The 13261-nt window shown below is 44.6% G+C and carries 16 protein-coding genes and 1 pseudogene; all 17 read right to left on the bottom strand.

The annotated features are described in order from the left end of the window. Positions 1-51: 51 nt before the first annotated feature. The 17 genes and pseudogenes from JCM19037_RS22820 to sufD all read right to left on the bottom strand — a co-directional run bounded on the left by JCM19037_RS22820 (position 52) and on the right by sufD (position 13242). Positions 52-378: a sporulation protein YunB gene (locus tag JCM19037_RS22820; RefSeq protein WP_052363827.1), complete on the bottom strand. Its 327-nt coding sequence runs from the start codon at positions 376-378 to the stop codon at positions 52-54. Then, on the bottom strand, positions 375-905 hold the full coding sequence (locus tag JCM19037_RS22815; protein WP_052363826.1) for a hypothetical protein: 531 nt from the start codon (positions 903-905) through the stop codon (positions 375-377). Before JCM19037_RS22815 ends, JCM19037_RS22820 begins: the two co-directional genes overlap by 4 nt. A 45-nt stretch (positions 906-950) precedes the next feature. After that, entirely contained in the window at positions 951-2060 is a 1110-nt protein-coding gene (locus JCM19037_RS11620) for a DUF1835 domain-containing protein (protein ID WP_042401242.1), read from the bottom strand. 8 nt (positions 2061-2068) lie between these two features. Continuing rightward, positions 2069-2443, bottom strand: a complete 375-nt coding sequence (locus JCM19037_RS11615) for a DUF3887 domain-containing protein (protein WP_042401240.1) — start codon at positions 2441-2443, stop codon at positions 2069-2071. Between the two features lie 52 nt (positions 2444-2495). Then, the gene (locus tag JCM19037_RS11610) at positions 2496-2798 is read right to left on the bottom strand and encodes a hypothetical protein (protein ID WP_152549047.1); all 303 of its coding nucleotides are present in this window, start codon (positions 2796-2798) and stop codon (positions 2496-2498) included. Next, a complete protein-coding gene (locus JCM19037_RS11605; RefSeq protein ID WP_042401233.1) occupies positions 2762-3130 on the bottom strand; it encodes a hypothetical protein in 369 nt (122 codons plus the stop codon). Before JCM19037_RS11605 ends, JCM19037_RS11610 begins: the two co-directional genes overlap by 37 nt. Positions 3131-3240: 110 nt before the next feature. Continuing rightward, positions 3241-3726, bottom strand: coding sequence for a dihydrofolate reductase (locus tag JCM19037_RS11600; RefSeq protein ID WP_042401232.1), 486 nt, complete (start codon positions 3724-3726; stop codon positions 3241-3243). A gap of 11 nt (positions 3727-3737) precedes the next feature. Next, positions 3738-4700, bottom strand: a complete 963-nt coding sequence (locus JCM19037_RS11595) for a thymidylate synthase (protein WP_042401230.1) — start codon at positions 4698-4700, stop codon at positions 3738-3740. Between the two features lie 55 nt (positions 4701-4755). Beyond that, on the bottom strand, positions 4756-5058 hold the full coding sequence (locus tag JCM19037_RS11590; RefSeq protein ID WP_042401315.1) for a YunC family protein: 303 nt from the start codon (positions 5056-5058) through the stop codon (positions 4756-4758). 68 nt (positions 5059-5126) lie between these two features. Further along, positions 5127-6110, bottom strand: a complete 984-nt coding sequence (locus JCM19037_RS11585) for a bifunctional UDP-sugar hydrolase/5'-nucleotidase (protein WP_152549046.1) — start codon at positions 6108-6110, stop codon at positions 5127-5129. A gap of 29 nt (positions 6111-6139) precedes the next feature. After that, positions 6140-6517 (bottom strand): hypothetical protein, encoded by a 378-nt coding sequence (locus tag JCM19037_RS22810; RefSeq protein ID WP_052363824.1) that lies wholly within the window; start codon positions 6515-6517, stop codon positions 6140-6142. A gap of 4 nt (positions 6518-6521) precedes the next feature. Then, the gene (locus tag JCM19037_RS11580) at positions 6522-7382 is read right to left on the bottom strand and encodes a DUF72 domain-containing protein (protein ID WP_042401228.1); all 861 of its coding nucleotides are present in this window, start codon (positions 7380-7382) and stop codon (positions 6522-6524) included. A 249-nt stretch (positions 7383-7631) separates the two neighbouring features. Beyond that, positions 7632-8477: a TraB/GumN family protein gene (locus tag JCM19037_RS11575; protein WP_042401227.1), complete on the bottom strand. Its 846-nt coding sequence runs from the start codon at positions 8475-8477 to the stop codon at positions 7632-7634. A gap of 357 nt (positions 8478-8834) precedes the next feature. Beyond that, positions 8835-10232, bottom strand: coding sequence for a Fe-S cluster assembly protein SufB (sufB, locus tag JCM19037_RS11570; RefSeq protein ID WP_042401224.1), 1398 nt, complete (start codon positions 10230-10232; stop codon positions 8835-8837). A gap of 45 nt (positions 10233-10277) precedes the next feature. Beyond that, complete coding sequence (gene sufU, locus JCM19037_RS11565) at positions 10278-10715, bottom strand: Fe-S cluster assembly sulfur transfer protein SufU (protein WP_042401220.1); 438 nt, start codon at positions 10713-10715, stop codon at positions 10278-10280. Next, positions 10699-11935 (bottom strand): annotated as a pseudogene (locus JCM19037_RS11560) (cysteine desulfurase). Before JCM19037_RS11560 ends, sufU begins: the two are co-directional and overlap by 17 nt. Beyond that, on the bottom strand, positions 11935-13242 hold the full coding sequence (gene sufD / locus JCM19037_RS11555) for a Fe-S cluster assembly protein SufD (RefSeq protein WP_042401217.1): 1308 nt from the start codon (positions 13240-13242) through the stop codon (positions 11935-11937). The pseudogene JCM19037_RS11560 and the gene sufD overlap by 1 nt, the downstream one beginning before the upstream one ends. Positions 13243-13261: the final 19 nt, after the last annotated feature.

Genomic DNA, 13261 nt, shown 5'->3' with positions numbered 1-13261 from the left:
TATAGAAAATTATAAATTAAATTGCTGAAATATGTCAAAATCTTTTTATAACTAATTACTCACGTCATTATTATTACCTTCCTCTGTCGGCGTTTCAGGACCTTGCATTTCCACACTCTCCTCCTCTCCACTCGGCATAATGGCAGGCACTGGCATGCCTCCACCTTGCCCGTAATAATCAGGAACATCTCCAGGAACAAATACCATACCGACAGGCACTGAATATTGTACGTGATCTTCTTCCGTCCCAAACGGTATGACAACACGCACATCCATATCAATCGCTACGCTAATGCGTAGCCACGTATTGTTAATCCCGACATTCTCAATCTGTTCTTCCATGTCTGCATGAATTTCTCCAATTACAGAAAAACTCACAGGTACACGAGGCCTAAGTTTGCAAGTAGTGCATTTCCAGTCGCCATCCCTAACGGTATCGTATAAATTGCACCATCTTCTACATTTCCTACACCCGTATCTTCAAATTCTTCTTCCAACTCTCTAGGCATATCTCCTTGCGTAATGCCGCGCTGCACTTCTTGCAAGTAATCTTGAACGACCATTGTCGCATCGGAAAGAACGCGGTTGTAAACTTGTGCATTAAATGCGAGTGAAGAGATGTCTCCGTTTTCACTTCGTTCAATGAGAACAAGATCATCCATATCTTCTCCATCGGTCATCTCTTGAGATATTGCTTCTGTAACAGCGTGTTGCGCTATTCTTTTCGTCTCTACAACTGCGATGGACATGAGCGATGGCCGAATATGCTGGTCAACGAAATACAACCCATGGATGGTCATCACTAGAAAAATAGCAAGCGAGATCAGAAATACGTAACGAAACGGGAGTGGTCCGCCTCTTTTTGACTTTTGTGGTTTCACTATTTTTGAGCGTTTCAGTGCCATACAAAAACCCCTCCTGCAACCATGTATATGCAGAAGGGGACGGGTTCAAGCATGAAATTTTTCAGTTGCGCGTTTCACTTTTATTCGATTCATTCTTCTTGGATTTCCGCTCATAATTAAGCGCTTTTGATGAATGATTAACTCGTAAATTCGATATTCAAAAAATAAGAATCCGAGATGCTCAATGTGTGGCTCGCCGTTAGCTAAAACGATTTGAATGACTTTAGTTGCACTCGCAAACCCTTCGTCATTCACTTGCTTTACCTGGTCAACCGCCCGCTCAATCTCCTCATCATATGACGAAACTGGAACCGTTGATAATTGACCATTGTTCACGATACGAAGCTCTCCTACCTGCCTTGAAAACGTCTTCCAAGCAAGTAAGTGGCCTTCGTTTTTAGCTACTGGCTCAGCGTTTGACACCAGCTGAGACATGACCGATGTCTTAATGTTTTTCACATCAGAACGATCATAAATCTTGAAAGGAACAGAGTACGTATCATTAGGAACGTCTTGCAACCAAGCGAGTATCAATTTCCGGGCCGTTTCCCCTCCAGCCTCCCGGGTATGCCATACGTAAATCGGGACATGAGCTGGAATATCCTGAAGTTGCAGACGAAAACGATCATAAAGATTTAGCCGTTCGTATTCACTTTCCCTAGGATGAACACCAAATCTCTCTAAGAGCCATTCGTGCCGATTTTCAATACCCTTCCACGTTTCTAACTGTACAACCGGGCCGTACTGCAACTGGTCTGGAAACTCTAGAACGGTTCCTTCACCTGCTAATCCGATTTGTAATACGCCGGCATCCCCCTCACTTGCTGAGATGTGGACAGGGGCATCGGGATTTGCCACCGTACCGTGTTGTTGCAACATACGGTTTAACTCACACACGATTTTGTGTACGTCACGAGGTGTAAGACCTGCCCCACCAGATGCCACTGTTGCCTTCCGATGATCGAATTGTTCCAACGATTGTCCTGGCACTCGCTCATACGCGTCCCAAGGAATCTCCCGAGACGTTCCCTTGTCTTCCATGAACTGAACAATCGTATAGTATGAACTCGTATCTTTCGCTTCGAATACGTGCACATTGGAGTCTGTGCCGTTTTTCATCATATATAGATAGGGGTAATTCATATGAAACTTCACGTGCGCATTCACTCCTCGTGTGTAAAGTGAAATCCTATCACGTCATCTTGTTCATTAAACGACACACTAACGAGTCGCTGCATATCTGTGACTGTTCCGTGAAAGTAAATGGTCTCAAATCCGTCTTCGAATTTCGTATTCACATAATCATATTGCAGCACATTTCCATAACGCTCGTTCGCTGTTACCCACGCGTCTTCAATCAGTTCAGGAGAAATGTGCGCTTTTAAATCAACACTAATCTGCTCTGCTGCTTCTTTGAACTCACCTGACTGCATACGGTCAATAAACCGTTCAGCCTCTGAAAGATTGACACTGCCTTGCTCTTGGCAACCGGTCAGCAGTAAACTTGTCACAATGCCAATCAATACCCAATGTTTCATTGTTCTCCTCCGTTCATGAACCTTACACATTCATTTACGGTTCATAAACGGCTCACGTTTCAGCAGGGAAAATAATTTGATCAATTACCGCTTCTTTATCGAGCTCAATTTCCCAATGACTAGATGTTGAGAAAGTAACATGGGTACCTTCAAAATCAAACAGTCCATTCCATTGCCCTTCACTACGAATGGTTATTGAATCTTCAGACTCATTCATAACGATAACCGGACCCGCATCCCAATCGATGCCACCCATGCCAACATTGATCGCCGTTGCATCTTCAAGTAACCGCCAGTCCATTGCCGCTTCCTTATCTTCTAGTGCATTCCAATCTGCTTCATTGAGACCTGGCAAACCGACCGATCCTGTAATCGTTCGCTGCACTTCGTCATCTGTATGACTGAGGCGAGGTTGATGGAGAGCGCAACTTCCTCAGCTTGTAGTAGTGCATGATCGACACGATAATCCGCTTCGTCCTCTTGCATGTATGCTGACACTTGCATCAACATCGCTTCTACCTGCTCATGCTCGAGTTCAGGCAAGGGTTCGGGGTACGGGTTATCCTCATGGTAATGGAGCTCAATTCCATACTCCTCTTCCAGCGGCGCTAGCTGTTGTTCGGCATCCGAACATGCGGCAACGAAGACAGCCAAAGTAATCAGATAAAGTCCATTCCATTTAGACATCGTCGTCCCCCTTTCATTCCCTAATGACATATTATCCTTTTCCCTCACCCTTTCCTCATAAAACCGCAAAAACTGCATCCATGAGATCAGGATGCAGTTTTGACGATGCCTTATTTTCGTTCATATTGTTTAAACGTATGAGCGTACCGATTTCGCTCATCAACCTGGCCTGCTTCTTCCCAAACAAGCTGCCAGTCTTCGTCTGTATACGCTGGGAAGTACCGATCCACATCAAACCTTTCTTCTATTTCGGTAATGTATAGCTTGTCCGCTCTTTCCATCGCCTGTTCATACACTGAGCTTCCTCCAAAGATAAAGACTTCGGAAACGCCTGCACAACGTTCAATGGCTTCATCTAACGAATGGACGACTTCCACACCGTCAGGCGCGTAATCTGTTCGACTCGTAATCACGATGTTTCGCCGCTCTGGTAACGGCTTGCCAATTGATGCAAATGTTGAACGTCCCATGATGAGCGGATGGCCGGTTGTCACCTTTTTCAAGTAGCGAAAATCCGCCGGCAAATGCCAAGGCATCTCGTTATCTTTACCGATGCCTCGGTTCAAGTCGTGAGCGGCAATCATTGAAATCTTCATCCCCATCATCCTTATACCGCAATCGGCGCTCGAATCGCCGGGTGCGCTTCGTAATCTTTGAGCTTAATATCTTCAATGTCAAAATCAAATACCGAGCTTTCTAACGCTCGTGCTGACATTGTAAGTTCAGGCAAGGGGTACATATCCCTTTCAAGCTGTTCTTTCGCCTGCTCGATGTGATTGCTGTATAGATGAGCGTCACCAATCGTATGCACGAACTCACCAACATCCAACCCGCACTCTTTTGCGATTAAATGCGTAAGCAAAGCGTAACTCGCGATGTTAAACGGCACACCGAGAAAGATGTCTGCAGAGCGTTGGTACAACTGGCACGACAGCTTTCCATTTGCCACGTAAAACTGGAACATCGTATGACACGGCGGCAACGCCATCGTCGGTACATCTTCAGGATTCCACGCCGATACAATGAGTCGCCTTGAATCAGGATTCGTTTTAATCATACGGATTACATCAGCGATCTGATCGATCGTCTCACCGGCACTTGTTTTCCACGCTCGCCATTGTTTACCGTAAATGTCGCCGAGTTCTCCGTATTTTGTCGCAAACTGATCATCAGAGAGTACTTTTTGTTTGAAAGCTTCCATCTCTTGCTTGTACACATGTTGAAACTGCTCGTCTTTCGTTGCCCGAAGAGCAAAATTGGTCATATCCGGGCCCGTGTAATCCTCGCTCTGTACGTAGCGCTCAAATGCCCATTCATTCCAAATGTTATTGTTGTGCTTCAATAAGTATTGAATGTTCGTCATTCCTTTTAGGAACCAAAGCAACTCACTTTTAATGAGTTTAAAAGGCAGCTTCTTTGTTGTGAGCATCGGAAATCCGTCACTCAAGTCGAAGCGCATTTGTCTACCAAATACTGAAAGCGTTCCGGTGCCTGTCCGATCAGACTTCTCATCTCCATGCGCCAATACGTCGCGGAGCAAATCCAAGTATTGTTGTTCACTCTGACTCATGTCAATTCTCTCCTCTTTACGCGCACCTACTCTTGGCAAGCAGGTGCGCCGTAAATCATTTCATTTTTAGCAACGCTTCTCTACCGGTCATTCCTTCATGAATGCCGAGTTTTTCCGCTGCGATTGTAATGGATTCTAATGGTGCATCTAAAAGTTGCTCAATGGAGCGAACGCCCACTGCACGCCCTGCAACGATCTCACGATCCGCAAGCTTTTCATTTAGAAGTCCAACATCAAGAGCTCCACACATGATATAGCCTACATCATTAGTAACTGCCATAAAGTTAGTTTTTGGAAGCTTCATAGACACTGCCTGAAACCATACACCGTCAATTTCAACGGGTCTCATTTCCATCATAACGATCCCACCTGTCACATTTAATCTCCATATTGTATGATCTTAGTCAAAGGTCGTTCGGGCCATGTTCATTGTTCATTCGTCTTTGATGTGAATGCCCACGCAATCACATCACGCAATAGTTCTGGCATAAAGTACTGTTTATTCGTGCTTGCTGCTACTTCTGGATAAAGTGTGCCAAACGTGAGCATGTCCGGAACCGCTACGTTGTATTCAAGCTCTGGCACAATCCGCTCACCTTGTTTCGTAATGTGTGTCACGTTGTATCCATTCACCTCATCAAACTCATACCCAACTTCCATACCAGCAAAAACCATAACACCTAACTGAATTCCTCGAAACCCATACCCTTTTAGCGGTAAGTGAATCATCCGCTCGGTAAATGATCGATGAACGGCTTCAATCAATTGCTGACCGCTTAGCGTTACGACTGCAGGATTGACAGGGTGAGGGCAAATGTGGTGAAGATCTCTACGTGTAATTGATCCTTCCCTGAGAGAGGCGAGTAACAAGCCACTGTGCATCATCGCCATATCCACACCGCACCACTCACGCAAATGCTCAACAACGAAGGAGGAAAACGCAGACGGGTGCGTCCACGAAATCTCGAGCCGTTCATCTGACGTTCCAACCTCTTCGGCTAAGGTGTCTAACGTTTCCACTTGTAAGCGAGTATACGTCTGTAATGCTTTGTGAGAGTCTGCAGCCGATGCTGTAATCGGAATTAATGAGCCAGACGCACGGACGAGTTGCTTGTTCGAAAAGGAAAGCTCCACCTTGCCAACATCCGTACCGAGCTTACCGGTTTGTGTAATTAACGTACCCTTCATCGTTGGCGCTGGGTCGAGTCGATGATGCGTGTGTGCACCGAGAATGACATCCACATCAAAGTCTTCCGCAATCTGTTCGTCCATAAAAAAACCGAGGTGAGATAGTACGATAATCGTATCGGCTTGCTTTTGTAGCTTCGGTAATTCACGTTCTAGATTGGCAAGAGGGTGTTCAATTGACCATCCGAGCTTTTCATAGAACGGGTAAAATGCCGCCGTCAAACCGATAAACCCTAACCGCACCCCGTTATTTAACGTGTGAACTTGCGTTGCTCCGCCCAGCTTGGTCGTTTGCCATCTTGGTCATACAGATTGCTCAAAATCACTCTGAACTTGGCCTGCTCGTACAATCGGTCCAAGCCTTCCTTTGAGAAGGTAATGCCTTCGTTGTTGCCAATCGTCGCATATTGAATGGGAGAATCGTTCAAAAGCTCAACGTTTCCCCTTCCCGACGTCGCTTCTGTCACAGGATGCACTCGGTCGGCATGGTCACCGAGATCAAAAAACAGTGCCTGCTCACGGTTAGAACTGTGGTACTGCTTTTGATGCTCTAAGTAGTGGACGATTTTTGGCCACTGGCTCAGGTGGCTATGCAAATCATTCGTATGATATAGATAGATGGTTTCCATCTGCTCACCGCTCTTCTTCAAAAAGGGACAGCTGTTTCGGGGCAAGCCCTTCGTAAGTTATTCCAGCCATGTCGAGAAACGTTCTGGCATTCCCCGCCGCATGACCTCCAGAATTGTTATTCCAAATCACGTACACATCGGTTGACGTCTCGTGCAGCTCTTCTACACGCGTCAACCATTCTTGAATTTCTTTTTGGTTGTAATCATATAAGTATCGGACTTTGCGCCAGTCTGCACCAGCAGTTTCTTTTCTCCAGCCCGCTTTATTTCTTCCATGGAGTCTTACGAGCGTCTTTTCTTTATGCGTTGCTACCGGAACGATCGGAATCGAACCTTCCCCTGCTTGTGGCTCATCACAGACCGAATGAATGTAGTCATGTTCATGGAGAAAAGCCAATGTCTGTTCCCTAAATTGGTCCGAATACCAACTTTGGTGACGAAATTCAATTGCTACTGGTACATCCGAAAGCATCTCTCGTACATTCCTGAGCTTCATTACATGTTCCTTCGTGCAATCAAACCATGGAGGAAACTGGCATAAAATCATCGCCAACTTGCCCGATTCAATGAGAGGATTTAGTGAAGTTCGAAAAGCCTCAAACATTGTTAACTCATCTGGAAATGGCGGCTTTTCCATTAATTGGCCCGTCATGCCTGCATAAGCCTTCACGACGAAACGAAAATTATCGGGAGTATCACGGATCCACTTCTCCCAAACGGTTTCTGACTGAACCGCATAATACGTACTATCTACCTCTACCGTCGGAAAAAAGCTGCTGTACGTTCCTAGCTTATCAGTGCCTCGGACTCCGTTCGTATACAAATCATAATGATCTCCCCAGCCTGTTAAACCTGTATAGATCATCCGTTATCCCTCGCATTCGTGCAACTCTTTCTGTACGTTTATTTTATCACGTTTCGAGCTTCTACATCATCTATTCTAAGCGAGAAGCATCGGTGAATTTGTGAATGAAATATCTTCCTTATTCGTGTGAGAGTATGCAAATACGAAAGCATCTCCATCTCATATTGTAACAACGATAATCTATAAATCGAAGTTGTTTTTTAGCCATAATACTCGACAATAAAATGCGTTGCTTTGTCTGTTAATGACCTACAATATCCTCGCTACGTTATAGCCTTTATTATCTAATATTGTGGGGAGACTCGGTTCAAGAATCACATGAAAACAACCAACAAACAGAAAGTATCTCTTGTCTAGACCTGATCGTAGAACTTGATCAATCTTCTCTGCCATTTCTAGATTGCGTCGATCGTTGATCCCCTGAAAATATTCTTTATTAATTCCATCGTTCTCAAAATCGATTCGAGTATTTTTGAAAGATTGAATATCTCTATTTAACCAATTGTGAGCACTTTGCTCCGTTTCTTTTGGTAAATTACTGAAATTCCTTACTGTCCTTTCCAATGCTTGAATTTGTGTTTCTAAAGTAAAGCTGCTAAAAATTTCACTCTGTACACCTTCACTTTCAAGAGGTACGATTTCTTTACCCAATTTCTCTGCTCGATTCAACAGATACAGATCAACGCTTTTTTCTGAATCAACATTACTTTCTTTAGTAGCGAGGTCTACTAGTATTAAGTCCATTAACCAAGGCTGGAACATATGAAAATCTTTAATGTCCATATCGTACTTAAGCAACAATACAGATAATTCATGATATACACGTTTAGACAATACTTGGTCAAGTGTATTGCCGTCTTTAAACATGGCAAGCTTCATAAGCGCTTCTTGGTCCATAGACTTTTCATTCGCGTTTATTTCTGGCATAACAATGTCCGCATTATCAAAAGCTTCTTCGACAATTGGGTCCAGAGGATAGAAATCGTTCGTCCCTAAATGAATGGTCCCGAACAAAAACAGGCTTGTTCCACCATTGTTCACTTCCCATAAAAAACCACCCGCACCTTCCACTGACCTTTGATTATCATTTCGCATAGTATTTCCTCCTAATGAATGAAATAGAAACGAACTGTCCATGCGTTTAAGTATCACAGAGCATTACCATAATATCAGTTCTATATTATCGCTTTGCATCCTTCGAGATTAAATCATAGCCATAAGTCGAGTAAATAAACTCTTGCTTAGTATATATTGTTGTATATAATCGCCATGCTGAGTAGAACGTATACGAACGCGTCTCTTCACCTTTCCCTTGTTTATTCAACAATCGCAATAGAAAAGTTTCACAAAATCATTTGTTTTTGCTCGAAAGAAAACCAGTCTCGTTACAAATTGTATAGAGCCAAAAAAACCAACGAAGCACAAAACGCTTCGTTGGTTATCTAATCGTTATTAACCGATTGAACCTTCCATTTCGAAACGGATTAGGCGGTTCATTTCAACCGCATACTCCATTGGAAGTTCTTTCGTGAATGGCTCAATGAAGCCCATGACGATCATTTCTGTAGCTTCTTCTTCGTTCAAGCCACGGCTCATCAAGTAGAAAAGTTGCTCCTCGGATACTTTTGAGACCGTTGCTTCGTGCTCAAGCATGATGTCATCGTTGTAAATCTCGTTGTAAGGAATCGTGTCAGACGTTGACTCGTTATCCATGATCAACGTGTCACACTCAATCTTCGACTTTGATCCTTGAGATTTACGTCCGAAGTGAGAGATTCCTCGGTAAGAAACTTTACCACCTTGTTTCGAAATCGACTTCGAAACAATCGTAGAAGAACAGTTTGGTGCTAGGTGATACGCTTTTGCACCCGCATCTTGGTGTTGGCCTTTACCTGCGATCGCGATGGAAAGGACATTTCCACGTGCACCTTCACCTGTCATGATAATGGAAGGATATTTCATTGTCAGTTTTGAACCGATGTTACCGTCAACCCATTCCATTGTTGCACCGGCGCCAGCTGTCGCACGCTTTGTAACGAGGTTGTAGATGTTTGGCGCCCAGTTTTGAATCGTCGTGTAACGGCAGTATGCATCTTTCTTCACGATGATCTCAACGACTGCACTGTGAAGTGAGTTCGTAGAATAAACAGGAGCTGTACAACCTTCGACATAGTGAACGGAGCTACCTTCATCAGCGATGATGAGTGTACGCTCAAATTGTCCCATGTTCTCAGAGTTAATACGGAAATACGCTTGAAGTGGTGACTCCGCTTTAACGCCTTTTGGCATGTAAATGAATGATCCACCAGACCAAACCGCAGAGTTCAACGCTGAAAACTTGTTGTCACTTGGCGGAATAACCGTCGCGAAATGCTCACGGAAAATATCTTCGTTTTCTTTCAAAGCAGTATCCGTATCCTTGAAAATAATTCCTTGTTCTTCAAGGTCTTCTTGCATATTATGATAAACCACTTCTGATTCGTACTGTGCTGACACACCAGCAAGATACTTTTGCTCAGCTTCAGGAATACCAAGCTTATCAAACGTGTTCTTGATTTCTTCTGGCACTTCATCCCAAGACTTCTCTGAACGCTCAGATGGCTTTACGTAATACGTAATATCATCAAAATCGAGCTCAGAAAGGTCGCCGCCCCATTGTGGCATTGGCATCTTGTAGAATTGCTCCAATGATTTCAGACGGAAATCAAGCATCCACTCCGGTTCCTCTTTAATTTGCGAGATTTCCCGGACAACGTTTTCAGTTAGACCACGTTCAGAACGAAAGATTGACACGTCTTTGTCATGGAACCCATATTGGTATTCACCAATCTCAGGCATTTTCTTAGCCATTTAAATGACCTCCTTATAATGTCATCACTCTAGGAGTGATGGCTTCTATGCATCCAAGCCTTTCTCCATTGCTTTCCATGCAAGCGTTGCACATTTGATTCGTGCCGGGAACTTCGTGACGCCTTGGAGAGCTTCGATGTCTCCAAGATCAAATTTCTCGTCGTCATACTCTTTCCCTTGAACCATTTCCGAGAAGATGTTCGATAATTCAAGGGCTTCATCAATCCGTTTCCCCTTTACCGCATCCGTCATCATTGATGCTGAAGAGAGGCTGATGGAGCAGCCTTCTCCGGTGAATTTCGCATCTTTCACTTCGTCGCCTTCAACTTGTAGATGAAGTTGAATCCGATCACCACATGACGGATTGTTCATGTTCACAGTCAGTGTATCATCTTCAGGGAGCTCCCCGCGATTACGCGGGTTTTTGTAATGGTCCATGATTACTTGTCGATATAGCGTATCTAGATTACTCTGCATAGACATCTCCAAAGTACTCCTTTGCGGTTACAAGCGCATCGACAAATGCATCTACATCGCTTTCGGTATTATACAAATAAAAACTGGCTCGTGCGGTTGCTGTGCATTCCAGCCAATTCATTAACGGTCTCGCGCAATGATGTCCAGCACGGACGGCCACACCTTGCGAGTCCAGTACAGTAGCGACATCATGCGGGTGTACGCCTTTTATATTAAATGTGAGGATGCCTGCACGTTCGTCTGCTGGAGGCCCGTATACGTCAACATCTTCATGTTCTCGCAGCCGCTCCATCGCATACCGAACGAGCATTTTTTCGTGAGCTTCAACGTTGTGTAGACCTAGCTCCTCTAAATAATCAATGGCTGCCGCCAAACCAATTGCTCCAGCAATAATCGGCGTTCCACCTTCGAATTTATAAGGAAGCTCTTTCCACGTTGATTCGTAGAGCCCGACTTCGTCAATCATCTCTCCGCCAAACTCAAACGGCTCCATCTCTTCTAGCAATTCTTTCTTGCCGTAAAGAGCACCGATGCCTGTAGGTCCGCACATCTTATGTGCAGAAAATGCAAAGAAATCACAGTTCAACTCTTGAACGTCTACTTTTTTGTGAGGCGCACTTTGTGCACCGTCTACAACCATAATCGCTCCATTTGCGTGTGCAATTTCACCGACTTCTTTTACCGGATTGATCGTTCCGAGTACGTTAGAAACATGCATCATGGAAACAATGCGTGTTCGCTCCGTAATCGTCGCTTCAACATCCGAAAGCGAGATCGTACCATCTGGCTGGAGTGGTATATATTTTTAACACAGCTCCAGTCGCTTTTGCAGTTTGTTGCCACGGAATGATGTTACTGTGATGTTCCATTGGAGTGAGTACAATCTCATCCCCTTCGGAAAGATTCGCGCGTCCAAAGCTTGATGCAATCATATTCAAAGCGGTTGTCGTTCCTCTTGTGAAAATAATCTCCTCACGATGCTTCGCATTGATGAATGATTGGACGGTATCCCTTGCCCCTTCATATCCATCAGTTGCTCTCGAACCGAGCGTATGAACGCCACGATGGACGTTGGAATTGTAGCCTTTATAGTACGACTCCAACGCCTCAATGACGTGTACAGGTTTTTGTGAGGTGGCAGAATTGTCCAAGTAGACGAGCGGATGTCCATTGACTTCTTGGTGAAGGATCGGAAACTGCTCGCGCACCTTCTGAACATCGTACATTAGTATACTTTCCCTTCGATAACCTCTGTGAGTCTCGACTTCACAGATTCGATCGGCAATTCACCAACCACTGGCTCAAGGAAACCATGAATAATGAGACGCTCTGCTTCCACTTTAGACAACCCGCGGCTTTGCATATAGAACATTTGCATCGGATCAATCTTACCAACAGAGGCAGCGTGGCCTGCTGTTACATCGTCTTCATCAATCAAGAGAATTGGGTTCGCATCTCCTCTTGCTTTTGAAGAAAGCATCAATACACGCCCAGTCTGTTCACTGTGTGCTTTCGTTCCACCTTTTTCAATTTTGTTTATCCCGTTGAAAATGGCAGAAGAAGAGTCCTTCATAACACCGTGAGTCAAAATGTACCCTTCTGAATGCTTTCCGTGACCGATCATGTTGCTTGTAAAGTTTTGGAGTTGTTCTCCTCGACCGACAACAACTGTTTTCGTATCACCGTATGAACCATCACCGAGCAAGTGAGTCGTATTATCAGAAATCGTGTTCCCTTCGTTCATTTGACCGAGGGCCCACTCAATTCGACCGTCTTTTTGAACGTGTGCACGACGCGTAATGTAGCTCGTAACACCACTCTCCAAGTTATCAACAGCCCCGAACTTCACTTCAGCACCTTGGCCAACGTACACTTCGGCAATAATGTTGGCTGCCGCTTCTTCTTTAGAGAAAGACACATAGTTCTCTACATAAGTGACGCGACTTTGGTCTTCAGCTACGATGATGACGTGGTTAAATAACCCTGTCTTCGTATCTTCTTGCCAGAAAATGCTTTGAAGAGGCACTTCCACTTCAACATTCTTAGGCACATAGATGAATACACCACCGTTAACAAGCGCTGTATGAAGCGCCGTCAATTGGCTCTCTTCTGTCGGTACCGCTTCACCCATAAAGTACTTCTCAAGCAAATCACTATGCTCCACTGCTGCTGTTTTTAAATCAGTGAAAATGACACCTTGGTCTGCAAGTTCCTTCGCTGCTTGATGATAAACTGTTTCACCATCGCGTTGAATAAGCGCGCTCGTTACGCTGCTTTCTTCTCCTGCAAGACGCGTAATATCACTCGGTAAGTCACTGTACTCAGCAATGGCTCTTCCGCTCGCTTCAATTGTCTCAAACGTCGAGAAGTTCCATCTCGTTAACTTTGTTTTATCTGGATTTGGCATTGGTAATGATGCCGCTTGTGTGAGAGCTTCAAGTCGCTTCTCTGCCAACCAAGCTGGCTCATTCCGCTTCTCAGAAAAAGCTTTTACCGTTTCACGGTCAAATGCCCATTTCGTTTCAACAGCCATCTAGCTCCACCTCCGTCTC

Origin of the sequence: Geomicrobium sp. JCM 19037 (assembly GCF_000698105.1) — a bacterium.
Lineage (GTDB): Bacteria > Bacillota > Bacilli > Bacillales > Marinococcaceae > Geomicrobium_A.
This window is presented reverse-complemented; position numbering and strand designations above follow the sequence as displayed.